Raw genomic sequence first — 24352 nt, forward strand, 5'->3', positions numbered from 1 at the left:
GACCCGCCCGGCTGCCCTCGGCGCGGCGGATCAGGCGCGCGCAGGCTCGCCTTCGGCGGTCTCTTCGGCGCCTTCCTCAGGAAGCCCCTCGGCCGGGGCCTCGACGGACTCGCCGACGTCGATGCCGGCGGCCGACATTTCAGCCTGCAGGCCGTCAAGCACGGCACCCGCGATCAGCTCGCAATAGGTGTCAATGGCGCGCAGGGCGTCGTCGTTGCCGGGGATCGGGAAGGTCACGCCGTCGGGATCGCTGTTGCTGTCGATCACGGCGACGACCGGGATGCCGAGCTTGTTGGCCTCCTGGATCGCGATCGCCTCCTTGTTGGTGTCGATCACGAACAGCAGGTCGGGAAGGCCGCCCATCTCCTTGATGCCGCCGAGCGCCCGCTCGAGCTTCTCCCGCTCGCGGTCGAGCTGCAGGATCTCGCGCTTGGTCAGGCCGCCGACACCGGCCTCCACCCGCTCCTCCATCTCGCGCAGGCGCTTGATGGACTGGGAGATGGTCTTCCAGTTGGTCAGCATGCCGCCGAGCCAGCGGTGGTTCACGTAGTACTGGCCGCAGCGCTTGGCGCTTTCGGCGACGCGCTCCTGGGCTGCGCGCTTGGTGCCGACGAAGAGGACGCGGCCGCCACCGGCAACAACGTCGCGCACCGCGACCATGGCCCGATGCAGCATCGGAACGGTCTGCTCGAGGTCGATCACGTGCACGCCGTTGCGGACGCCGAAGATGTACGGCGCCATCTTGGGGTTCCAGCGGCGGGTGTGATGGCCGAAATGCACGCCGGCCTCGAGGAGCTGGCGCATGGAGAAGCTGGGCATTGCCATTGATAGAACCTTTTCCGGTTTTGCCTCCGCGGGCGACTGTCCCCGGAATGGGGACACCGGAGCGGCCCTTCGCCCTATGGGCACCGGACCGCAAGCCCGCGTGTGGTTTGCGACGGCCGTTAGATAGCGGCCCGCGCCCGGTTTGGCAACGGCGCGAACGCGCCGCGCCCGCTTTCGTCTCAGAGATCCAGCACGTCCGAGACGCCCGGCAGCGCCTTGATCGCGGCGCGGCTTCGCGCCGAGATCGCGTAGCCCCCCTGGAGCGCGATCTCGGCCTCCTTGAGCGGGTCGAGCTCCACCAGGATGCTGACCTTGCCGCGGCCGCGCCCGATCTTGTCGAGCAGGCCGCGCAGCGGGGCGACGGCATCGGGCCTCTGGAGCACGATCTGCAGCCCCTCGGCCGCCCGCGCCACCTCGTCCTCCAGAGGCTTCACCTCGTGGCAGGTGAGGCGGACATCCTCGTTCTGGAGCTGGATGTCCACGGTCAGGACGACCGCCTTGCCGGGCTCCAGCAGCTCGCGGCTCACCGCCAGCGTCTCGGAGAACAGCGTGACCTCGTAGACGCCCGTGCTGTCCGAGAGCTGGACGAAGGCGAAGCGGTTGCCGCTCTTAGCAAGGCGCTCCTGTTTGGAGATCACGACACCCGCCATCTGGCAGCGGGTCGACCCGCCGCCGGTCGCCCGCCGCGCGAGATCGGCGGACTGGACGACCTTCAGGCGCTGAAGGGGCTTGGCAAAGCCGTCGAGCGGATGGGCCGAGAGATAGAAGCCGATGGCGCCGAACTCGTGGCCGAGCCGGTCCAGCGGCTCCCAGTCCTGGACGCGGGGCAGGTCGGGCGCCTTGAGCGTCACGCCTCCGCCCCCGAACAAGCTGTTTTGGCCGCTCTCCCGCTCCTCGGCGGCGCTCTGGGCATAGCGGATCAGCATTTCGATCCCGGCATGGACCTGATGCCGGTTGGAGTTCAGCCCGTCGAAGGCCCCCGCGCAGGCGAGGTTCTCGAGCTGGCGCTTGTTGATGGTCTTCGTGTCGAGGCGCCTCGCCAGGTCGAAGAGGTCGCGATAGACCCCGGCCGTCTCCCGCTCGGCCACGATCGCCTGCATGGCCGGCATGCCGACCCCCTTCACGGCCGCCAGCGCGTAGCGGATCGCCCGTTCGCCGTCGGGCATGGTCTCGACGCGGAAGGTCGCGTTGGAGCGGTTGATGTCCGGCGTCATCAGCTTGATGCGGAGCCGGACCAGCTCCTGCCGGAAGACGTTCAGCTTGTCGGTGTTGCCGAGGTCCAGCGTCATGGACGCGGCCAGGAACTCGACGGGGTAGTTGGCCTTCAGCCAGGCCGTCTGGTAGGCGACCAGCGCATAGGCCGCGGCGTGGGACTTGTTGAAGCCGTAGCCCGCGAACTTGTCGACCTGGTCGAAGATGTATCCCGCCTGGTCAGCGGCGACGCCGTTCTTCACCGCGCCCGCGATGAACGCTGCGCGCTGCTTCTCCATCTCCTCCTTGATCTTCTTGCCCATGGCGCGGCGCAGCAGGTCGGCGCCGCCGAGCGAATAGCCCGCCAGGATCTGGGCGGTCTGCATCACCTGCTCCTGGTAGATCATGATCCCGAAGGTCTCCTTCAGGATCGGCTCCAGCAGCGGGTGCATGTAGTCGGGTTCCTGCTCCCCGTTCTTGACCTTGATGTAGGTCGGGATGTTGTCCATCGGGCCGGGACGGTAGAGCGAGACCAGCGCGATGATGTCGTCGAAGCGGTTCGGCTTGAGCTTGCGCAGGACGTCGCGCATGCCCGAGCTTTCGAGCTGGAACACCCCCGTCGTCTCGCCGCGCGACAGCAGCGCGTATGTCTTCTCGTCGTCCAGAGGCAGCGCCGAGAGGTCGACCTCGACGCCGCGCTCGCGGATCAGGTTCACGGCGGTCGTGAGCACCGTCAGCGTCTTGAGGCCGAGGAAGTCGAACTTCACCAGACCGGCCTGCTCGACATACTTCATGTTGAACTGGGTGACCGGCATGTCGGACCGCGGATCGCGGTACAGCGGTACCAGGCGGTCCAGGGGCCGGTCGCCGATCACCACGCCCGCCGCGTGGGTCGAGGCGTGGCGGTACAGGCCCTCCAGCCGCAGGGCGATGCCGATCAGCCGCGCGACGGTCTCGTCGGAATCGCGCGCCTGCTTCAGCATGGGCTCGGCTTCGAGCGCCTGCTCCAGCGTCACCGGGTTGGCCGGGTTGTTGGGGACCAGCTTGCAGATCTTGTCGACCTGCCCGTAGGGCATCTGAAGCACGCGCCCGACGTCGCGCAGCACGGCGCGCGCCTGCAGCTTTCCGAAGGTGATGATCTGGGCGACGCGGTCATGGCCGTACTTGGCCTGGACGTAGCGGATCACCTCGTCGCGCCGGTCCTGGCAGAAGTCCACGTCGAAGTCCGGCATGGACACGCGCTCGGGGTTCAGGAACCGCTCGAACAGCAGCCCGAAGCGCAGGGGATCCAGGTCGGTGATGGTGAGCGCCCAGGCGACGACCGAGCCCGCGCCCGAGCCGCGGCCCGGCCCAACAGGGATCCCGTGCGCCTTCGCCCATTTGATGAAGTCCGAGACGATCAGGAAATAGCCCGGGAACTTCATGTTCACGATCACGTCCAGCTCGAACTCGAGCCGGTCGCGGTACGGCTTGGCGACGACCTCGCTCTCCTCGGCCGACATCTCCGGGGTGAAGACGTGCTTCTCGAGCCGGTTCTGCAGGCCCTCGCGCGCCTGGATGCGCAGCTCCTCGTCCTCGGGACGGTCCTCGGTGAAGCGCGGCAGGATGGGCTTGATCGGCTTCAGCAGGTAGGAGCAGCGCCTGGCGATCACCAGGGTGTTGTCGACCGCCTCCGGCAGGTCCTCGAACAGGGCGCGCATCTCGGCCGCGCTCTTGAACCGGTGCTCGGGCGTCAGGCGCCTGCGGTTCGCCTCGTTCACGTAGGACCCCTCGGCGATGCACAGCAGCGCATCATGCGCCTCGTACATCGCCTCGGTCGCGAAGTAGCAGTCGTTGGTGGCGACCAGGGGCAGGTCGCGGGCATAGGCGAGATCGACGAGTTCTGGCTCGATCCTGTCCTCGACGGCCCAGCCGTGGCGCATCAGCTCGATATAGAGGCGCCCGGGAAACAGCTCCTGCAGCGTAGTCAAGGCCTCCTCGGCCGCCGCGCGCTGGCCTTCGAACAAAAGCCGCCCCACCGTCCCGCCAGGTCCGCCGGTCAGCGCGATCAGCCCGTCGGTCAGCCCCGCCATCTCCTCCAGCGCCACCTGCGGCGCCGTGCCGGTCTCGGTCTCCATGAAGGCCTTGGAGACCAGCTTCATCGCGTTATCGTAGCCCCGCGGATCCTGGACCAGCAGCACGAGCTGGTCCGGCTGGGCCACCTTGACGGGTGCCCGCCCACCCGGCGCAGGCCCGGACCGCTTGACCCCGAGGATGCAGCCGAGGATCGGCTGCACGCCGGCATCGGACGCCGCCAGCGCGAACTCCATCGCGCCGAACAGGTTGCCGGTGTCGGTCACCGCGACCGCCGGCATCGCCTGCTTCTGGCAGAGCTTCACGAGCTCCTTGGTCTTGATCGCCCCCTCGGAAAGCGAATAGGCGGAATGGACGCGGAGGTGGACGAAGTCGGCGTGGGGCATCGGCGCTCGGCGGTTGGGTGCGCGTCCGAGGATAGCGGGGCACCGCCGCCGCCGTCATGACCAAGTTCGGCTTGACACCGCTGCGACAGAAAGCGGGCGAATCGCATGCCCGATTCCGAAGCCCCTGCCCCAACCCAGATAAATCGCCTAGAATTCGCGCCATCCAGTGGCGAGGGCCTTCGTGACGGTCAGGATCCTGTACGAGGTAGCGGTTTCAAGGGCGCGGATCTGGGCCTCGGACCGGAAGTTCGACGATCGTGACGAGGCCGTGGCCTATGCCCGATGGAGCCTCGAGAATCCGCGCCATGACGGGGTCAAGGTGCTCCGGCACAGGGTGACCGCCGATGGCCCGGTCTTCGAGACCGTGATCCTCCACGAGGAGAAGGCCTCGGCAAAGCCGAAGGCGCGGATCGGGCTGCTGAACCAGGCCCCCGCCTGCGCCTCGGCCGCGGAACTGCGCGGCCTCGATGCGCGGCTTGCGATCGGCAGGACGCTGCGGACCTTCCTCGAGGAGAAGGCGGTCACGCCGACCGAGCTCCTGCACGGCAGCCCTCATGGCGACACGCTGCGCAAGAGCGGCATGCTGACCGAGGCCGTGGAACGCATGGCCCAGTTGCAGTCGCGCAGCCTGAAGGTTCCGGTGCAGAGCCGCGTCGCCCGGATCTACGAGTTCCTGAAGACGATCGATGCCGAAAACCGCGAGGTCGCGAGGCAGCGCACGCGGCTGCCGCGCTTCGAGCCGTCCCGGACCGCCGACTACGTGGCAAGTGTCAGGAGCGCCGTATCCGAAGGCCTGCGCGGCCCGGCATTGCTCTCGGTCCTCACCGAACACCTCGCGGAATGCACGGTCCTGTCCCAGAAGTTGGATCGCACGCTGGTCCTGCTGGCCCAGGGCCTGGACGAGGACTTCATGACGCTGGTCGAGGGGCTGCTGGCTGATCTGCTCGACTTCCCGTCGGTGCTGCGCGACCTGTTCGCGCCCTCGCCCAATCTCGGCGACCAGCTGGTGCGGCTCGCCGAGATGCTGAACGGCCGCCCGCCGGACCCGGAGGGCCAGTACGGACCGCGGCTGGCGGCGGTGACCCTGCTGGTGCAGTCCGGCCGCGCACCTGCCTGCGCATCGGTCCTCCTGGAGCGGCTGCTGACCGAGATCGAGGGGGCGAAGCCGCTGGACCCGCGCGACGGCGAGGCCGAACGCCAACTCCTGGATCAGCTCGGCAGGGCGCTGAAGGATGCAGACGGGCAGTTTCTCGGCGGGCGCCGGGCCGAATCCGCCCATGCCGATCGGGAGATGAAGCTGCGCCAACGCATGCTCCGCCGTCTCGGCCTGCACGACGTGGCCGATGCCCTGCCGCGCACCATGGGACGGGTCTGAGAAGGTCGGCCCGACGGGCGCATGGCGTTGTGAAGCCCCGCGCCCCGGGGCCCTCAGGCGAGACCGGCGCGCAGGAACGCCACCGTCCGGTCCCAGGCGAGCTTCGCCGCCGCGGCATCGTAGCGGGCGCCTGCGGTATCGTTGTGGAAGGCGTGCTGTGTGCCCTCGTAGCGGTGAATCTCGAAGGTCTTGCCGGCATCGCGCAACGCCGCCTCGTAGGCGGGGATTCCCTCGTTGATCCGGGCGTCGTTGCCGGCGTAGTGCATCATCATGCGGGCACGGATCTGGCCGACCTTGGCGGGATCGGGCGCGCGCCCGTAGAAGGCGACGCCGGCATCGAGCTCGGGCTCCGCGACGGCCAGGGCGTTGACCATGCCGCCACCCCAGCAGAAGCCGACCGCCCCGACCTTGCCGGTCGACTGGGAATGCCGCTCCAGCCAGGCGACGGCGGCACGCAGGTTCGAGACCGCGTCCTCGGCGTTCAGCCCGCCGATCATCTCTCGCGCGCGGTCCTCGTCGGCCGGCGTGCCGCCCAGGGGCGAGAGCAGGTCGGGCGCGAGTGCCAGGAAGCCGGCCAGCGCCGCCCGGCGCGCCACGTCCTCGATATGCGCGTTCAGGCCGCGATTCTCGTGGACCACGATCACGGCGGGCCAGCGGCCCTCGCCCGCGGGTCGGGCGAGATGAGCGCCGACCGGGCCGCCCGGCCCTGCGAAGGTCACCCGCTCCGCCACCAGCCGGCGGTCATCCGGCGCGACCTGCTGGGCGAGGGCGTAATTGTTCTCCAGCAGGGGCAGCAGCGCATAGGCCGCAGCCGTGCCGCCGACCAGCGCCGCCAGCCGGTCGAGGAACACCCGTCGGTCCAGCGGCCTGTGGGTGTACTCGTCGTAGAGGTCGATGATGCGCTGGTCCATTCACGCCTCCGCCCAGTTCAGGGAGCCGAGGCGACCACCACCCCGTCCCTGAGTTCGAGCACCCGGTCCATGCGCCGGGCGAGCTCCAGGTTGTGCGTCGCCACCAGAGCCCCGAACCCGCCCCGGGCGACAAGACCCCTGAGCATGTCGAAGACGCCCTCGGCGGTGTGCGGGTCGAGATTGCCCGTGGGCTCGTCGGCGATCAACAGCTTGGGGCGGTTGGCCAGCGCCCGCGCAATGGCGACGCGCTGCTGCTCTCCGCCCGAGAGCCGTGCCGGCCGATGCGCAGCGCGCTGGGCGAGCCCCACCAGGTCCAGCAGTTCCTGCGCGCGCAGCGCCGCCTCGTGTCGCGGCACGCCGCCGATCATCTGCGGCAGCACGATGTTCTCCAGCGCGCTGAACTCGGGCAGCAGGTGGTGGAACTGGTACACGAAGCCGATCGACCGGCGGCGGAGAGCCGTGCGCTCGGAATCCGAGAGCCGCCCCACATCCTCGCCGCCGATGCGAATCACGCCGTCCTGAGCCTTCTCAAGTAGCCCGACCGTGTGCAGGATCGTCGACTTGCCCGCCCCGGAGGGTCCGACCAGCGCCACCATCTCGCCCTCGCGGACCGCGAAGGAGACGCCGCGCAGGACCTCGAGCCGCGTGGCCGCCTGCGTGTAGACGCGGACGAGGCCGCGCACGTCCAGCATCGCCTCACTCATAGCGCAGGGCCTCGACGGGATCGAGCCGCGCCGCCCGCCAAGCGGGATAGATGGTCGCACCGAAGCTCAGCGCCAACGCCATCACGACCACGCGAGCCACCTCGCCGTAGTCGATCTCGGCCGGAAGCTGGCTGAGGAAGTAGATCTCGGCCGAGAACAGCTCGGTGCCCGTCAGCGACTGGAGGAACTGGCGAATCGTCTCGATGTTCTCGGCAAAGGCGACGCCCAGAAGCAGCCCGGCCGTGGTTCCGACGACGCCGATCGAGGCGCCCGCGAGGAAGAAGATGCGCAGCACCATCCCGCGCGTGGCGCCCATGGTGCGCAGGATCGCGATATCCCGCCCCTTGTCCTTCACCAGCATGATCATCGAGGAGATGATGTTGAACGCGGCCACCAGGATGATCAGCGTCAGGATCAGGAACATCACGTTGCGCTCGACCTGGAGCGCGTTGAAGAAGCTGGCGTTGGACTGCTGCCAGTCGACGATCCGGGCCCGCCCCTCCACCGCCTGCTGGAGCAGCGCCCGGTAGCTCGCGATCTCGCGCGGCAGCTCGACCATCACCTCGAGATTGGTGACGCTCTCGCCGAGACGGAAGAAGGTCTGTGCGGCCTGCAGCGGCATGAAGATGAAGTTGTTGTCGTACTCGAACATGCCGACGTCGAAGATCGCCGCGACCTCGTAGGCGCGCACCCGCGGTACCGTGCCGAACGCCGTCGTCTGGCCCTGGGGGCTGACGAGGGTGAGCTGGTCGCCGACCCTCAGACCCAGGCGCTGGGCCATCCGAATGCCGATCGCGATCTTCTCGCCCTCGAAATCACCGAGGCTGCCGGCAACGATGTGGTCCGACACGGTCGGGCGCTGGCGGAAATCCTCGGGGCGCGTGCCGCGCACGATGGCGCCGCTGGCGCTGCCGCGCACGGTAACCAGGGCCTGGGCCTCGGCGGAGGGCGTGACGCTGACCACGCCGGGGACCGTCCGGATCCTGTCGATCAGCGGACCATAATCCGTCAGCGGCCCCTGGACGCCGAAGACGCTGAGATGGCCGTTCAGGCCCAGAACGCGGCCGAGCAGCTCCGAACGGAATCCGTTCATGACGGCCATCACGATGATCAGGGTCGCGACGCCCAGCGCGATGCCGAGCAGCGAGAACCCTGCGATCACCGAGATGAAGCCCTCCTGTCGGCGTGCGCGGAGATAGCGCATCGCCACCATGCGCTCGAAGGCGTTAAAGATCATGCGACGTCCGATCGGGTAAGGCTCAGGCGAGTCGGTTCCGTGGCGCGGGTCAACCCGTGAGCCGCGCCAGCGCCGCGTCCTTGGACAGCTCCTGCCGCTCGCCGGTGGCCCTGCGCTTCAGCTCGACGACGCCGTTCTTGAGCCCGCGCGGCCCCACGGCGAGCTGCCAGGGGAGGCCGATGAGGTCCATATCAGCGAACTTCACGCCGGCGCGCTCGTCGCGGTCATCGTAGAGCACGTCGACGCCGGCGCGGGTCAGCGCTCCGTAGAGCTCCTCGCAGACCGCGTCGCATTCCGCGTCGCCGCTCTTCAGGTTCACGAGGCCGACGCGGAACGGCGCCACGGAGTCTGGCCAGACGATGCCGGCCTCGTCGTGGCTGGCCTCGATGATCGCCGCCACCAGGCGCGAGACGCCGATGCCGTAGCTTCCCATCTCCACCGTGACGGGCTCGCCGTTGGGGCCGGCGACCACCGCCCCCATGGGCCCGGAGTACTTGGTCCCGAAATAGAAGATGTGGCCGACCTCGATGCCGCGGGCGCTTACCAGCTCCGATGCCGCCAGCGGGCTCGTGGCGGGGTCGTGCTTCTCGTCGGTCGCGGCGTAGATCGAGGTATAGCGCTCGAAGAAGGGCGCCAGGTCCTCGTCGTAGCCGGGCGCCGCGGCCAGCACGTCCAGGTCGAGCCAGCGGCGGTCGCAGAAGACCCCGCTCTCCCCGGTGTCTGCCAGAATGATGAACTCGTGGCTGAGATCGCCGCCGATGGGCCCGGTGTCAGCCCGCATGGGGATGGCCTTGAGGCCCATGCGCGCGAAGGTTCGCAGGTAGGCCAGGAACATGCGCTGGTACGAGCGCTTGGCGCCGTCGGCGTCGATGTCGAAGGAGTAGTTGTCCTTCATCAGAAATTCGCGCCCACGCATCACGCCGAAGCGCGGGCGCACCTCGTCGCGGAACTTCCACTGGATGTGGTAGAGGTTCTTCGGCAGATCCCGATAGCTCTTCACATAGGACTTGAAGATGTCGGTGATCATCTCCTCGTTCGTGGGTCCGAAGAGCATCTCGCGGTCATGACGGTCGGTGATGCGCAGCATCTCCTTGCCGTAATCGTCGTAGCGGCCGGACTGGCGCCAGAGATCGGCCGACTGGATCGTCGGCATCAGAAGCTCCTGGGCGCCGGCCGCATCCTGCTCCTCGCGCACGATCTGCTCGACGCGCTTCAGCACCCGGAAGCCAAGCGGCAGCCAGGCGTAAATGCCGGCGGCGGTCTGGCGGATCATCCCGGCGCGCAGCATCAGCCGGTGGGAGACGATCTGCGCCTCGGCCGGATTCTCCTTGAGCGTGGGAAGGAAATAGGCGGACAGCCGCATGCCGGGATCTCTCGCTACGTAAGACGCGCGGACTTTAGTGCGAGACGGGAGCGGACGGAAGCCCGTCCGACGCGGCCGCGGCCGAAGACCCCACCGCCGACCTACCGCCGGCACTTCCGGGTTTCCGGTTGCGACGCGCGGCGCTAGCCTCGGGCTCTTTGCCCCTCGGCACGCGACGCATTGCCCGAAGTCATGCCCGATCCCGGCGAACTCGATGCCCTGGCGGCCGCCGCTCTCAGTTCCGGGCGGCCGGACGAGGCGGCGCGCCTGCTGCAGGCGGCGCTGACCGACGCCCCCGCGCGCGGCGCCAGCTGGAACAACCTCGCCGCCGCCTGCGCGGCGCAGGGCGACGCTGCGGCTGCGATCCGGCATCTCGGCCGCGCGTTGCGGCTCGAGCGGGACCGGCTTCCGGTCTCCATCAACCTGGCGGTGCTCCATCTCCGCCGCGGCGCTGCGGCGCAGGCCCTCGCCGCCTTCGACGGGCTGGACGTCACCGAGCGGCCGGAGGCGGTGCTGCTGAAGGCATCGGCCCTCGGCAGCCTCGGCGAGCCGCGCGGCGCGGCCGAAGTGCTGGGGCAGGCCCTTGCCCGGTGGCCGGGACGGGCCGACCTCCACCTGAACCGGGGCAACCTGTTGCGCAGCCTCGGCGATCCCGCTGGCGCGGCCCAGCACTACCGCAGCGCGCTCGCCATCGCGCCCGGGGACGCCGACGTCCTGGTCGCCGTCGGGACCCTGCTGGCCGAGAGCAACGAGAGCGAGGCCGCCGAGGGGCTGATCGGAGCCGCGACCGGACTCGCCCCCGGCCGGGCCGAGCCCTGGGTCGCGCTGGGCAACCTCCGCCGCGCAACCGGCCGGTCCGCGGAGGCCGCGGAGAGCTATCGCAGGGCGGTCGCGGCGGACCCCGGCTCCGCCGGGGCCCTGGTGGCTGACGCCCTGATGGCGTCCGAGGCGGGCGATCCTCGCGCCCGGCGCGGCTTCCGGCGCGCCCTCCGGGCCGATCCCGGCTCCGCCACCGCGGCGCTCGGCGCCTGCCTGTCGAACCTGCGCCCGATCTATCTCGACCAGGCGGAGATCACGCGGAGCCGGGAATCCTATGCGGCCGAGCTCTCGCAGCTATCCGAGCACTATGCCGCGGCGCCGAGGGCCGAGCGCGCGCGGGCCGCGGCCGCGGTCGGCCAGGGCCAGCCCTTCTACCTGGCCTATCAGGGGCAGGACGACCGCGCCCTCCAGAGCCTCTATGGCGACTTGGTGGCCGGGCTGATGGCCGCGCGCCATCCGGAATTCACGGCACCCCTTGCGCCCCGGGCGCCCGACGGCCGGATCCGACTCGGCCTCGTCTCCTGGCGGATGGGGCGCTACTCGCCTGTCAACACGACGCTGCGTGGCTGGCTCGACGCCCTTGGGCCGGAGGTGGACCTGCACCTCTACCAGACCGGCGCCGGCGAAGACGAGGACACGCGGGGCTTCCGAGACCGCGCCGTGCGCTTCGTCGCAGGCCCCGCCGGGGTCGAGGCCTGGGCGGAGACGATCCTCGGCGACCGGCTGGACGCGCTGGTCCATACGGACATCGGCATGGATCCCATGGCAGCCCGGCTGGGCACGCTGCGCCTGGCCCCGCTGCAGGCCATGACCCCCGGGCACCCCGAGACGACCGGGCTGCCGACCATCGATCTCTATCTCAGCTCGGAGCTGATGGAGCCGCCGGGGGCGCAGTCGCATTATCGCGAACGCCTCGTCACGCTGCCGGGGCTCGGGCATGCCCATGTTCCCCTCACGCCGCCGGACATTCCGCTCACGCGCGCGGATTTCGGCGTGCCCGACGATGCCGTCCTCTTCTGGTGCTGCCAGTCGCTGTTCAAGTACCTGCCCGGCGACGACGACCTCTTCGCGCGCATCGCGGCCCGCGTGCCGCGCGCCCTGTTCCTGTTCGTACGGGATCCGCGGCCGGCGGTCACGGCCGTCTTCGAGACACGGCTCGCGGCGGCCTTCGCCCGCAGGGGCCTGGACCATCGCGAACGGTGCCTGCTGCTGCCGCGGATGGACCACGCGCGCTTCCACGCGGTGACCGGGCTGGCGGATGTGTTCCTCGACAATCCCGGCTGGTCGGGTTGGAACACCGTGCTCCAGGCGGTCGAGAAGGGCCTGCCGGTCGTGAGGGTTCCGGGCGCGCTGATGCGCCAGCGCCATGCGGTCGCGATCCTGAGCCGGATCGGGATCGCTGATGGCGTGGCCGAGGACCGCGACGCCTATGTGGAGACGGCCGTGCAGCTCGGCCTCGATCGTTCCGCCCGTGCCCGGCTCGGCGACGCAATCCGCGCGGCGGCGCCGGGCCTTGCGTCCGAGCCGGCGCTCGGCGCGGCGCTGCTGCGCGCCCTGACGACGGGCGGCGCCGTTCCTCCCGCGCCATGATGCGGGGCCGGCATCCGCGCCGGCGATTCCGGGCTCAGCGGATGCCGCGGCAGGCGGCGAGCGCCGCCTCCCGCTCGGCCGCGCCGAGCGGACGCCCGTCGATGGTGACCTCGCCGGAGCGGGTGTCCACCCGCACCACGCCAAGGTCGAGGGCGGTGTTGCCGAAGCCCGGCGCGGCGCTCTCGGCGGCCCGGGCGGCCGCCTCGCGCTTTCTCTGAAGCGCGGGAACGCGCGGGTCGCCGGGGCGCAGCGAGGCGATCTGCCGATCAAGCAGGGCGAGCTCCTGGCGGCTCTGGTACTCTAGCGGATTCACCGCGAGCTGGAACTCCAGCACGTGAGGAAGCTGGAATCCGGACCCGCCGCCGATATCGGCCGGAGCCACGAGCCGGCCGTGCACGTCGACGCCGGGCTGATAGGTCACGTCCGGAGCCGGCACGTGGCGCTCGAGAAGGCGACAGTCAGCTGGCCGGATGACGACCTGACGGAGCTGGCTCTGCGCGGTCCCGGTCGACGGAACCGCGGGTCCGTTGAGGGCAAGGAAAGCGAAAACGGCAGGGAGGACGGCGCTGCGCATGTCCGAGCCTACCACGAAAGCGCGCGAGCTGCAGCGGCGCCGATCCGGATAGCCCCCGAAGAAAAAGGCCGCGTCCCGAGGGCGCGGCCGGAGTTTAGGGAGGAATCGCCACCAGGCGTCGGATGAAGGGCGCAATGCCCCTCAACACGACGAATCATGATCCCGCTCCCGACGGCCGGCAAGCGCGATCTGCACGCTTTGCTCATTTTTTGCCTATTTTGCCTTCCGTGAGGGCATTTGCTTGAGGTCGCGCCGTGGTGTTGCCCGTTTCTTATGCAGTCACGGCCGGTCGGATGGCAAGCCATGGCGGTTCAAGCTCGAGAATCCGCGCATACACCGGGCAACCCGGCTCGTGGGCCCCCGGCAGGTACCCGAGGCTCATCAGGAACTCGCCGACGATCTCGCCGCCGGTAAAGCGGAAGGTCTTCCTGAAGAGCGCGACCCAGGCTGCCTTGTCGCGGGGATGGTGCGCCTGCAGCCAGGCATTGAAGCCGCCCCATTCGCTTCGCATCGCCTGGATCCGGCGCGCATTCTCGATAGCCGACTCGATCTTAAGGCGGTTGCGGATGATCCCGGCATCGGCCATCAGCCTCGCTCGGTCCGCCTCGCCATAGGCGGCGACCTTATCCACGTCGAAGCCATCATAGGCCGCCACGAAGGCCGCGCGCTTGCGCAGGATCGTCTCCCAGGAGAGGCCCGCCTGGTTGATCTCTAGGACGAGCCGCTCGAACAGGACACGCTCGTCCGTGCTGGGAAATCCGTACTCCCCATCGTGGTAGGGACCATGGTGGGGGTGCCCCGGCGCCGCCGCGCAGTAGGTCGCGCTCATGGCCGCATGAAGTCCCGGAACGAGATGATCCCGGTCGCGAAGACCAGGTAGGCCACCCCGAGGATCGCTGCCGAGACCACGGTGGTGACGGCGAACTTCAGGCCGAGCCGCGGGGCGGCCGGCGCGCTGTCTGCCATGCCCTGCTCCACCTCCTCGGGCGGATGGGCGCCCCAGGGCAGCACAGCGAAGAGCACGACCCACCACAGAACGAAGTAGATGGCGATCCAGGTGACGAGGCTCATGCCTGCTCTATCTCCACCAGCGTGCCGCAGAGGTCCTTCGGGTGAAGGAACAGCACGGGCTTGCCGTGCGCGCCGATGCGCGGCTCGCCGTCGCCGAGCACCCGCAGCCCGTCCGCCTTAAGCCGGTCGCGGGCAGCCAGGATGTCCTCGACCTCGTAGCAGAGATGGTGGATGGCCCCGGCGGCATTGCCGGCCAGGAACTTGGCGATCGGCGAATCCGGGCCGAGGGGATGCAGCAACTCGACCTTCGTGTTGGGCAGCTCGACGAAGACGGTTGTCACGCCGTGCTCCGGCAGGTCGACCGGGTCGGAAACCCGCGCGCCCAGCGTCCGTCGGTAGAGGTCCGCCGCGGCGGCGAGGTCCGGCACGACGATCGCCACATGGTTCAGCCTTCCGATCACGCCGTCCTCCCTGCCCCTTCGCCGGTTCCAACGCGCTGAATCCGGAGCGGCGTCCTGCGATCGGGCGTCCACACCCGATCGGAACCCGCCCTAGATCCGGACCAAATGTACCTCGGTGAGCGGCTTCTTGCCTTGCGTCGCGTTGAAGCTGCGGCGCACGGCGATGCGCACGCTCTGCTTCACGGCCTCGTCGTCGTTGCGGGCCGCAGCGGGCATCCCCTCGATGGCCGCGCGCACCGCGGAGGCCGCGTCGGCCAGCGCCTCGTCCTGCTCGGGATGTTCGATCAGCCCGAGCACTGCGATGCTCGGGTCGGCGACAAGGTCGCCACGCCTGTCCAGTACAAGCGTCGCCACGGCCGCGCCGTTGTACATCATGCGGTGGCGGCTGCGCATTGTGCCGGCGTCCAGCGGCACGATCCGCTTGCCGTCGATCACGAGCCGGCCGTGCTGGACCTGCCCGACCACCTCCGCCGGGCCCGGCAGCAGCCGCAGGATGTTCCCGTTGTGCGGGATCGCGGTCTCGGGCACCTGACAGTCCCGCGCGAGCTCGGCATGGGCCTGAAGGTGCCGCTCCTCGCCATGAGTCGGGACAGCCAGGGCCGGGCGGATCCACTGGTACATCTGCACGAGCTCGTCGCGCGCGGGGTGGCCGGAGACGTGGACGAAGGCATCGTCCGCGGTGACGACCTGGACGCCCTTGGCGACGAGCTGGTTCTGCACCCGGCCGATTGCCCGCTCGTTCCCCGGGATCTCGCGCGAGCTGTAGATCACCACGTCGCCGCGGGACAAGGTGACCTCGGGATGGTCATCCGCGGCGATCTTGGCAAGCGCCGAGCGCGGCTCGCCCTGACTGCCGGTGCAGATCATCACCACCTTGTCCGCGGGGATCTGGGCCGCGTCCCGCTCGCTCGCGAAGGGCGGTACGTCCTTCAAGTAGCCCGTCGCCCGGGCGGCCTGGTCGATGCGCCACAGGGACCGGCCGACCAGAGCCACGGTCCGGCCGTTCGCGGCGGCGGCGGCGGCGATGCTCTCGACGCGCGCGACGTTGGTGGCGAAGCATGTGATCGCGATCCGCCCGGTGTAGCGGCCGAAGAGGCTCGTCAGGCTTTCGCGGACCGCTGCCTCGGATCCGGACGTGCCGGGCACCAGTGCGTTGGTGCTGTCGCAGACCATGGCGGCGACACCCTCGGCCCCGACGCGCTTCAAGGCCTCGATGTCGGCCGGCGGCCCGACGATCGGATCGGGGTCGAGCTTCCAGTCGCCGGTATGCAGCACCGTGCCCGGCGGAGTGCGGATCACCAGGGCACTCGGCTCCGGGATCGAATGCGTGAGGGTGATCAGCTCGACATCGAAGGGCCCTACCGAGAAGCGGCCGGACAGCGGAATCTCGAAGATCTCCACGTCGTCGGCGAGGCCGCGCTCCACCAGCTTGGCGCGCAGGACGGCCGCGGTGAAGGGCGTCGCATAGACCGGACAGCGCAGGCGCGGCCACAGATACTGGACGGCGCCGACATGGTCCTCGTGAGCGTGGGTGACGATCAGCCCCACCAGGTCGCCCAGGCGGCTCTCGATGAAGCCGGTGTCCGGCAGCACGACGTCGATGCCGGGCAGGGTCTCGTCGCCGAAGGAGATGCCGAGATCGACCATCAGCCATTTGCCGGCATGACCGTAGAGATTCAGGTTCATGCCGATCTCGCCGGACCCGCCGAGGGGCAGGAACCAGACGTCGCGGTCGCCGGGGCGGTGGGGATCGGAGATGGCGGTCATGTCTTCCGGTTTCTCTTATGGACCAGCAGCAGGCCGCGCATGGTCAGCTCGCTGTCCACGTGATGGATCATGGAGGTGGCCTCGGCGAAGACGCGCCCCAGGCCGCCCGTAGCGATAACCGTTACCGGCGGGTCGCCGTTCGGCGAAAGTTCCGCGGCGATGCGCCCGAGCAGGCCCTCGATCAGGCTCGTGTAGCCCCAGAACATGCCGGACTGCATGGCGGCGACGGTGCCGCGGCCGATCACCCGCTCGGGCCGCACGATCTCCACCTTCGGGAGCTGGGCCGCCACCCGGTGCAGGGCGTCCAGCGCCAAGTTCGGCCCCGGCGCGATGACGCCCCCGCAGAACGCCCCGTCCCGGTCCACGACATCGAAGGTCGTCCCTGTCCCGATGTCGACCACGACCAGCGGCGGCCCGTAGGTGGCGCAGGCGGCGATCGCGTTCACCACGCGGTCGGCGCCGGCCTCCTTCGGGTTGTCGATGCGGATATCAATGCCGAGATCGACCGCGGGATCGCCGACCCGCATGGGGTCAGCACCGAAATGATCCCGGCATAGCCGGACCAGATCCGACGTGGCGGCGGGCACGACGCTGGATAGAATGGCCGCATCGACGTCGGCGGCCTCCAGCCCCCGCATGCGCATCAGGCTGGTCAGCCAGACCGCGTACTCGTCGGCCGTGCGCCGCTGGTCGGTGGAGATGCGCCACTGGCCCCGCTTCTGATCGCCGTCGAAGATCGCGAAGACGACGTTGGTGTTGCCGGCATCGATGGCAAGCAGCATCTCAGGACCCTCCGACTCCCGTGCCGAAATGGACGTCCCCTGCATGGATGCGCCGGCGGACGCCGCCCGGCAGCTCGAGGAGCAGCGCCCCGTCGGTGTCGAGGTCGGCGAAGCGCCCCTCCAGCGTCTCGCGGTCGAGCCGGACCGTCACCGGCCCGCCAATCCCGACGGCCCAGCCCAGCCAAGCGCGGCGCACGGGTTCGAAACCCTCGCGCGTCCAGCGCACGATCCAGTGATCGAGCCGATCCACGAAGGCCCGCAGCACCAGCCCGGGCACGGGGCTGACCGCGCCATGTGCTGCCAGCGAAGTGGCGGGATACGGCGCGTCCTCGGGATGGTGCCGGCAGTTGACGCCGACGCCGAGAACGACCCACCCGCCCTGCCCGTCCCCGCTTTCGGCCTCGAGCAGGATGCCGGCGACCTTGGCGCCCTCGAGAAGGACGTCGTTGGGCCATTTGGCGGCGATCGTGATGCCGACCGGCAGGAACGCGCCGAGGCATTCGGCCAGCGCCACGGCCGCTGCGAAGGAGAGCTGCGCCGCGCGGGCCGCCGGCGCCTCCGGCCGGAGGACCGCCGACAGGAACAGGTTCCCCTCGGGCGAGGACCAGGACCGGCCGCGCCGCCCGCGGCCGGATTCCTGAATGCGCGCGGTCACCAGGGTGCCGTGCGGGGCGCCCGCCCGCGCGAGGCTCTTGGCCTCGTCATTGGTGCTGCCGACGGTATCGAAGGCGTGCAACCGCCATCCCGTCGGCAGTGCCGCCCCGCCGCGGCCGCCGGCGTCCGCCGGCCCCGTCATCCCGCGAAGAGCGAGGAAGCGGCGTTCGCGGCACCCTCCAGAAGCGGCGCCGGAACGAAGAAGAACAGCAGGGTGAACAGCGCCGTCGCGGCCACCAGCACGCGGCTCTCGGCCGGGATCGCGCGGTCGAGCGGCTCCACGGCGTCGTCGAAGTACATGACCTTCACGATCCGCAGGTAGTAGTAGGCGCCCACGACGCTGGACAGGACGCCGATCACGGCGAGCACGTAGAGCTGTGCCTCGATCGCGGCCTGGAAGACGAAGAGTTTCGCGAAGAAGCCGGCGTTCGGCGGGATGCCGGCCATGGAGAACATGAAGATCGCCATCGCCAGCGCCAGCATGGGATGGGACTTGGAAAGGCCCGACAGGTCCTGGATGCCCTCGACCGCGCGCCCGTTCTGCCGCATGCACAGGATCACCGCGAAGGCGCCGATGTTCATGAAGATGTAGATGGCAAGGTAGAACATCACCCCGCGCACCCCGAGCTCGGAGCCCGCGGCGAGGCCGACCAGCGCGTAGCCGACATGGCCGATCGAGCTGTAGGCCATCAGGCGCTTGATGTTGGACTGGCCGATCGCGGCGAAGGAGCCCAGCAGCATCGAGCCCACCGACATGAACCAGACGATCTGCCGCCACTGCTCGACCAGGCTGCCGAAGGGCTCGATCAGCAGGCGCACGAACAGCGCCACTGCGGCCACCTTCGGGGCGACGGCGAAGAAGGCGGTGACCGAGGTGGGCGAGCCCTCGTAGACATCGGGCGTCCACATGTGGAAGGGGACCGCCGAGAGCTTGAAGGCGACGCCCGCCGCGACGAAGACCAGGCCGACGAGCAGGCCCGTCGAGACCGAGCCCGCCGCGAGCACCGCCGCCAGCCGGTCGAAGCCCGTCGAGCCCGCGAAGCCGTACACCAGCGAGCTGCCGTAGAGCAGCATGCCCGAGGACAGCGCCCCAAGGACGAAGTACTTCAGCCCGGCCTCGGAGCTGCGCGCGCTGTCGCGCCGAAACGCCGCGATCACATAGGCCGCGAGGCTCTGGGTCTCGAGCCCGACATAGAGCGAGATTAGGTCGTTCGCGGAGACCATCATCAGCATGCCGGTGGTCGAGAGCACGATCAGCACCGGATACTCGACCCGGCTCATCTGCTCGCGTTCCACATAGGTCATGGAGAGAATCAGCGTCAGGGCGGAACCCAGCAGGACCAGCAGCTTCATGAAGACGCCGAAGCGGTCCATCACGAAGAGACCGCTGAGCGTGACCTCGCGCGGGCCGCCGACGGCGAGCACCAGTCCGCCCGCGACGACGAGCGCGGCGACGCTCAGCCAGGAGACCAGCCGGGTGGACCCGTCACCGCGGAAGACGCCGAGCATCAGCAGCGCCATGGCCGCGACGGCCAGGAAGATCTCGGGCAGCGCCGGGATCAGGTTCGGAACTTGAGCCATCTATCCTCTCCCGCCTCAGCGCTGCGCGACGGAGACGCCGGGCCGCCCGTCGGAGATGGCGGCCTGGTATTCGACCACCAGCCGCTCGACCGAGGCGGAGGTCATGTTCAGGAAGGTGGACGGGTAGATGCCCATCCACAGGACCAGCACGATCAGCGGCGCGAAGACCAGGATCTCGCGCGGGCTCATGTCCGTCATGGCGCGGACGTCCTCCCGCGTGATCTTGCCGAAGATGATCCGGCGGTACAGCCAGAGCATGTAGGCCGCGCCCAGGATGATGCCGGTGGTCGCAAGGAACGCGACCCAGGTGTTGTCCTGGAAGGCGCCGATCAGGATCAGGAACTCGCCGACGAAGCCGCTCGTGCCGGGCAGGCCGACCGAAGCCAGCATCATGATCATGAACACCAGCGCATAGCGCGGCATGTTGTTCACGAGCCCGCCGTAGCGCGCGATCTCGCGGGTGTGCAGCCGGTCGTAGACCACGCCCACGCAGAGGAACAGCGCCCCCGAGACGATGCCGTGGGACACCATCTGGAAGATCGAGCCCTCGACGCCCTGGGTCGTCATCGTGAACATGCCGAGCGTCACGAAGCCCATATGGGCCACCGACGAATAGGCGATCAGCTTCTTCATGTCCTCCTGGGCGAGCGCGACCAACGAGGTGTAGATGATCGCGATCACGCTCAGCGCGTAGACGAGCGGCGTGAAGTACTCGGTCGCCTCGGGGAACATGGGGATCGAGAAGCGCAGGAAGCCGTATCCGCCCATCTTCAGCAGCACGCCTGCAAGGATCACCGAGCCCGCCGTCGGCGCCTCGACATGGGCGTCCGGCAGCCAGGTATGCACCGGCCACATCGGCACCTTCACCGCGAAGGACGCGAAGAAGGCGAGCCACAGCCAGATCTGCATCTGGAACGGGAAGTCCGTGCCGAGCAGCGTCGGGACGTCGGTGGTGCCGGCCACGAAGTACATGGCAAGGATCGCCAGCAGCATCAGCACCGAGCCGAGCAGCGTGTAGAGGAAGAACTTGAACGCCGCATAGACGCGGCGCGCCCCGCCCCATACCCCGATGATGATGAACATCGGGATCAGCACGCCCTCGAAGAACATGTAGAAGAGGATCAGGTCCAGCGCGCAGAACATGCCGACCATCAACGTCTCGAGGACGAGGAAGGCGATCATGTACTCCTTCACGCGCTTCTCGACCGCCGTCCAGCTCGACAGGATGCAGAGCGGCGTCAGCAGGGTCGAGAGCAGGACGAACAGCACCGAGATGCCGTCCACGCCCATGTGGTAGCCGATCTCGAAGGCCGGGATCCAGGCGACCCGCTCGACCATCTGGAAGCCCGGGTTCGCGGGGTCGAAGTTCGCCCAGACGAACAGGGACAGCACGAAGGTGATCAGCGAGGTCCAGAGCGCGACGTTGCGCGCGTTCCGCGCGACCACGTCGGGCTCGCCCCGGATCAGCAGGATGAAGACGGCGCCGACGAGGGGAAGGAAGGTCGTCAGCGACAGGATTGGCCAACCGCTCATGATCTCTCGAGCCTCGTCCTCAACCGCGGAGGTAGAACCAGCCGACGAGCACCACCACGCCGACGACCATCGCGAAGGCGTAGTGGTACACGTAGCCGCTCTGCAGGCGCGCCGCCCGCGCGGCCATGCCACGCGTCGCCGCAGCGACGCCGTCCGGACCGACGCCGTCGATCACGGCGCGGTCGCCGGCCTGCCACAGCCCGAAGCCCAGGGCCTTCGCCGGTCGGACGAAGATCCGGTCGTAGAGCTCGTCGAAATACCACTTGTTGTAGAGGAACCGGTGCAGCCCCGCGAAGCGCTGCGCCAGCGCGCCCGGCAGGTCCGGGCGGAACATGTAGAAGACGTAGGCCGTCGCGATGCCGGCAAGCGCCACCACCAGCGGGGCCAGCGGCACCCAGCCGGGGACGTGGTGCGCGGCCTCGACCGTGTCGTTCTCGTGGAGAACCAGGATGGCCCTGCCCCAGAACTCGGCCCGGCCCTCGCCCACGAACCAGCCGTAGGCGACCATGCCCGAGAAGACCGCGCCGATCGCCAGCACCAGGAGCGGCAGCGTCATCACGAGCGGGCTCTCGTGCACATGGGCCATCGTCTTCTCGTCGGCCCGCGGCTTTCCGTGGAACGCCATGATGATCAGGCGCCAGGAGTAGAAGGCCGTCAGGAACGCCGCGGCGATGCCGAGCCAGAACGCCAGGGTGCCGACGGCGCTGTGGTCCGCGTAGGCCGCCTCCAGGATCATGTCCTTGGAGTAGTAGCCCGCGAAGACCGGGATGCCCGCAAGGGCCAGGCTGCCGACCCACATCATCGCGTAGGTGAAGGGGATCATCTTCCAGATGCCGCCCATGCGGCGCATGTCCTGTTCGTCGGACATGGCATGGATCACCGAGCCCGCGCCCAGGAACAGCAGCGCCTTGAAGAAGGCGTGCGTCATCAGGTGGAACATCGCCGCGCCGTAGGCCGAGACGCCGGCGGCGAAGAACATGTAGCCGAGCTGGCTCATGGTCGAGTAGGCGATCACCCGCTTGATGTCGAACTGGGTGAAGCCGATCGTGGCCGCGACGAAGGCCGTCAGCGCGCCGACGATGGTCACCACGGCGAGCGCCGCCGGGGCGTACTCGAACATGGGGGACAGGCGGCAGACCATGAACACGCCGGCGGTCACCATGGTCGCCGCGTGGATCAGCGCCGAGACCGGCGTCGGACCTTCCATGGCGTCGGGCAGCCAGGTGTGCAGCCCGAGCTGCGCCGACTTGCCCATCGCGCCCATGAACAGCAGCAGGCAGGTCACGGTCAGGGCGTGCGCCTGGAAGCCCAGGAAGTTCATGTCCTGGTTCGCGGCCTGGGGGACGGCGCCGAAGATGGCGTCGAACTGGATCGTGCCGAAGATCGCGAAGGTCGCCATGATGCCGAGCGCGAAGCCGAAGTCGCCCACGCGGTTCACGATGAAGGCCTTCATGGCGGCGGCATTGGCCGAGGGCTTCTCGTACCAGAAGTTGATCAGCAGGTACGAGGCGAGGCCGACGCCCTCCCAGCCGAAGAACATCTGCAGCAGGTTGTCCGCCGTCACCAGCATCAGCATGAAGAAGGTGAACAGGCTGAGATAGGCCATGAAGCGCGGGATCGAATGGTCGTGGCTCATGTACCCGACGGAGTACACGTGCACGCAGCTCGACACGACGGTGACCACGATCAGCATCACCGCGGTGAGGCTGTCCAGGCGCAGCGACCAGGAGACCTCGAGCGCGCCGCTGTCCATCCAGGTGAAGAGCTCGACCGTCCGGGGATTGCCGCCCAGGGCGATGTCGTTGAACAGCCAGATCGAGATCATGGCCGAGACGATCAGCCCGGCGCAGGTGACGATCTGCGCGCCGCGGTCGCCGATCCAGCGCCCGAAGAACCCGGCGATGAAGGCGCCCAGCAGGGGCAGGAAAATGGCGAGGACTTCCATGCTCCGACCCTCAGCCCTTCATCATGTTGATGTCTTCGACCGCGATGGTGCCGCGGTTGCGGAAATAGGCCACCAGGATCGCGAGGCCGATCGCGGCCTCGGCGGCGGCAACGGTCAGGATGATCATGGCGAAGACCTGTCCGACCAGGTCGCCCAGGAAGGCCGAGAAAGCCACCAGGTTGATGTTGACCGAAAGCAGGATCAATTCGATCGACATCAGGATGATGATCACGTTCTTCCGGTTCAGGAAGATGCCGATCACGCCGAGCGAGAAGATCACCGCGGCGACGGTCAGGTAGTGGGCGAGACCGATTTCCATCTCAGACCCCTCCCCGGGTCGGAACCTTGCGGACCGCGACGACCTCCTCGCGGCGGCGCGAGACCTGCCGGGTGATGTTCTGGCGGCGCACGCCCTCGCGCTCGCGAAGGGTCAGCACGATCGCGCCGATCATCGCGATGAAGAGGATCAGGCCGGAAGCCTGGAACAGATAGACGTACTGCGTGTAGATCAGCTGGCCGATGGCGCGGGTGTTCGTGATCTCGGGCGGGGGCAGCGGAGCCGCGACGCCCGTCGTGGCCTCCGGCGCGACGGCCCAGGCGCCCAGGACGACCGCCAGCTCGACCAGCAGGATCAGGCCGACCGTGCCTCCGATCGGCAGGTAGCGAAGCAGGCCGCTCCTGAGCGCCCTGAAGTCGATGTCGAGCATCATCACGACGAACAGGAACAACACCGCGACCGCGCCCACGTAGACGATGACCAGGATCATCGCCACGAACTCGGCGCCGATCAGGATGAACAACCCCGCCGCGTTGAAGAACGAGAGGATCAGGAACAGCACCGAGTGGACCGGATTGCGCGCCGAAATGACCATCACCGCCGACGCGACCAGGATCGCGGCGAACATGTAGAAGGCAAGGCCCTGCACGATCATGGCGCCCCCCGCCGGCTGGAAGGGAAGTTTTGGAGGCTCAATTCCGGTCCCCTTGTCGGGTTCTCGTCCTTGGAAGGGGCCGCCGCCCATGCGGCGCGGCCCCGCGGAGATGGTGCGCTTTTTAGCGGTACGGCGCTTCGGCCGCAATGTTCGCCGCGAGAACGGGCTCCCACCGATCCCCGTTCTCGAGCAGCTTCTGCTTGTCGTAGAAGAGCTCCTCGCGGGTCTCGGTCGTGAACTCCAGGTTCGGCGTCTCGACGATGGCGTCGACCGGGCAGGCCTCCTGGCACAGGCCGCAGTAGATGCACTTCGTCATGTCGATGTCGTACCGGGTGGTGCGCCGCGATCCGTCCTCGCGCGGCTCGGCTTCGATGGTGATGGCCCAGGCTGGGCACACCGCCTCGCACAGCTTGCACGCGATGCAGCGCTCCTCGCCGTTGGGATACCGGCGCAGGGCGTGCTCGCCGCGGAAGCGCGGGCTGATCGGGTTGCGCTCGTGCGGGTAGTTCAGCGTGACCTTCGGCCGGAACATGTAGCGGAAGGTCAGCCCTAGGCCGGTCATCAGCTCGGACAGAAAGAACGAGCGCGCGGTGCGGTCCAGGAAGGACATGGTCGGTCTCCTCCGGACGGGCGGCCTC

The 24352-nt window shown here is 68.8% G+C and carries 21 protein-coding genes; 2 read left to right on the forward strand and 19 right to left on the reverse strand.

Annotation, left to right across the window (positions count from 1 at the left end):
- Positions 1-30: 30 nt before the first annotated feature.
- Positions 31-825 carry a 30S ribosomal protein S2 gene (gene rpsB / locus JUB13_RS10830; RefSeq protein ID WP_207478819.1) on the reverse strand — a complete coding sequence of 265 codons (795 nt, stop codon included), beginning with the start codon at positions 823-825 and terminating at the stop codon, positions 31-33.
- Between the two features lie 179 nt (positions 826-1004).
- Complete coding sequence (gene dnaE, locus JUB13_RS10835; protein WP_207478820.1) at positions 1005-4475, reverse strand: DNA polymerase III subunit alpha; 3471 nt, start codon at positions 4473-4475, stop codon at positions 1005-1007.
- A 181-nt stretch (positions 4476-4656) separates the two neighbouring features.
- Between dnaE and JUB13_RS10840 the strand changes: the two genes are divergently transcribed.
- Positions 4657-5850 (forward strand): hypothetical protein, encoded by a 1194-nt coding sequence (locus JUB13_RS10840; RefSeq protein WP_207478821.1) that lies wholly within the window; start codon positions 4657-4659, stop codon positions 5848-5850.
- A 53-nt stretch (positions 5851-5903) separates the two neighbouring features.
- Here JUB13_RS10840 and JUB13_RS10845 read toward each other — a convergent pair whose 3' ends face one another.
- From JUB13_RS10845 to proS, 4 genes are read right to left on the reverse strand one after another with little or no spacing between them, the layout of a single operon-like run.
- Entirely contained in the window at positions 5904-6761 is an 858-nt protein-coding gene (locus tag JUB13_RS10845; RefSeq protein WP_207478822.1) for a dienelactone hydrolase family protein, read from the reverse strand.
- A 17-nt stretch (positions 6762-6778) separates the two neighbouring features.
- Positions 6779-7465, reverse strand: a complete 687-nt coding sequence (locus tag JUB13_RS10850) for an ABC transporter ATP-binding protein (RefSeq protein ID WP_207478823.1) — start codon at positions 7463-7465, stop codon at positions 6779-6781.
- Positions 7458-8702 carry a lipoprotein-releasing ABC transporter permease subunit gene (locus JUB13_RS10855; protein ID WP_207478824.1) on the reverse strand — a complete coding sequence of 415 codons (1245 nt, stop codon included), beginning with the start codon at positions 8700-8702 and terminating at the stop codon, positions 7458-7460. The genes JUB13_RS10850 and JUB13_RS10855 overlap by 8 nt, the downstream gene beginning before the upstream one ends.
- A gap of 49 nt (positions 8703-8751) precedes the next feature.
- Complete coding sequence (gene proS / locus JUB13_RS10860; RefSeq protein ID WP_207478825.1) at positions 8752-10065, reverse strand: proline--tRNA ligase; 1314 nt, start codon at positions 10063-10065, stop codon at positions 8752-8754.
- A 192-nt stretch (positions 10066-10257) separates the two neighbouring features.
- On the opposite strand from proS, the gene JUB13_RS10865 reads away from it, so the two are divergent.
- The gene (locus tag JUB13_RS10865) at positions 10258-12474 is read left to right on the forward strand and encodes an O-linked N-acetylglucosamine transferase, SPINDLY family protein (RefSeq protein ID WP_207478826.1); all 2217 of its coding nucleotides are present in this window, start codon (positions 10258-10260) and stop codon (positions 12472-12474) included.
- A 34-nt stretch (positions 12475-12508) separates the two neighbouring features.
- Here JUB13_RS10865 and JUB13_RS10870 read toward each other — a convergent pair whose 3' ends face one another.
- The 13 genes from JUB13_RS10870 to nuoI form a co-directional block, all read right to left on the reverse strand.
- Entirely contained in the window at positions 12509-12910 is a 402-nt protein-coding gene (locus tag JUB13_RS10870; RefSeq protein WP_207478827.1) for a hypothetical protein, read from the reverse strand.
- A gap of 409 nt (positions 12911-13319) precedes the next feature.
- Positions 13320-13877 carry a DNA-3-methyladenine glycosylase I gene (locus JUB13_RS10875; RefSeq protein WP_207478828.1) on the reverse strand — a complete coding sequence of 186 codons (558 nt, stop codon included), beginning with the start codon at positions 13875-13877 and terminating at the stop codon, positions 13320-13322.
- Positions 13874-14119, reverse strand: a complete 246-nt coding sequence (locus JUB13_RS10880) for a DUF1467 family protein (RefSeq protein WP_207478829.1) — start codon at positions 14117-14119, stop codon at positions 13874-13876. Before JUB13_RS10880 ends, JUB13_RS10875 begins: the two co-directional genes overlap by 4 nt.
- Positions 14116-14520 (reverse strand): methylmalonyl-CoA epimerase, encoded by a 405-nt coding sequence (mce, locus tag JUB13_RS10885; protein WP_207478830.1) that lies wholly within the window; start codon positions 14518-14520, stop codon positions 14116-14118. The genes JUB13_RS10880 and mce overlap by 4 nt, the downstream gene beginning before the upstream one ends.
- A 90-nt stretch (positions 14521-14610) precedes the next feature.
- Positions 14611-16287: a ribonuclease J gene (locus JUB13_RS10890; protein WP_207478831.1), complete on the reverse strand. Its 1677-nt coding sequence runs from the start codon at positions 16285-16287 to the stop codon at positions 14611-14613.
- Entirely contained in the window at positions 16284-17069 is a 786-nt protein-coding gene (locus JUB13_RS10895; RefSeq protein WP_207478832.1) for a type III pantothenate kinase, read from the reverse strand. Before JUB13_RS10895 ends, JUB13_RS10890 begins: the two co-directional genes overlap by 4 nt.
- A 1-nt stretch (position 17070) precedes the next feature.
- On the reverse strand, positions 17071-17805 hold the full coding sequence (locus JUB13_RS10900; protein WP_236024878.1) for a biotin--[acetyl-CoA-carboxylase] ligase: 735 nt from the start codon (positions 17803-17805) through the stop codon (positions 17071-17073).
- 56 nt (positions 17806-17861) lie between these two features.
- Complete coding sequence (gene nuoN, locus JUB13_RS10905) at positions 17862-19304, reverse strand: NADH-quinone oxidoreductase subunit NuoN (protein WP_207478834.1); 1443 nt, start codon at positions 19302-19304, stop codon at positions 17862-17864.
- A 15-nt stretch (positions 19305-19319) separates the two neighbouring features.
- Positions 19320-20837, reverse strand: coding sequence for an NADH-quinone oxidoreductase subunit M (locus tag JUB13_RS10910; RefSeq protein ID WP_207478835.1), 1518 nt, complete (start codon positions 20835-20837; stop codon positions 19320-19322).
- Positions 20838-20856: 19 nt separating this feature from the next.
- On the reverse strand, positions 20857-22782 hold the full coding sequence (gene nuoL, locus JUB13_RS10915) for an NADH-quinone oxidoreductase subunit L (RefSeq protein ID WP_207478836.1): 1926 nt from the start codon (positions 22780-22782) through the stop codon (positions 20857-20859).
- Positions 22783-22792: 10 nt separating this feature from the next.
- Positions 22793-23101 carry an NADH-quinone oxidoreductase subunit NuoK gene (gene nuoK / locus JUB13_RS10920; protein ID WP_207478837.1) on the reverse strand — a complete coding sequence of 103 codons (309 nt, stop codon included), beginning with the start codon at positions 23099-23101 and terminating at the stop codon, positions 22793-22795.
- A gap of 1 nt (position 23102) precedes the next feature.
- Positions 23103-23714: an NADH-quinone oxidoreductase subunit J gene (locus JUB13_RS10925; protein ID WP_207478838.1), complete on the reverse strand. Its 612-nt coding sequence runs from the start codon at positions 23712-23714 to the stop codon at positions 23103-23105.
- Between the two features lie 121 nt (positions 23715-23835).
- Positions 23836-24324 carry an NADH-quinone oxidoreductase subunit NuoI gene (nuoI, locus tag JUB13_RS10930; RefSeq protein WP_207478839.1) on the reverse strand — a complete coding sequence of 163 codons (489 nt, stop codon included), beginning with the start codon at positions 24322-24324 and terminating at the stop codon, positions 23836-23838.
- Positions 24325-24352 lie beyond the last annotated feature (28 nt).

The sequence above is a fragment of the Arenibaculum pallidiluteum genome (assembly GCF_017355985.1).
In the GTDB taxonomy this organism is placed as follows: domain Bacteria; phylum Pseudomonadota; class Alphaproteobacteria; order Azospirillales; family Azospirillaceae; genus Arenibaculum; species Arenibaculum pallidiluteum.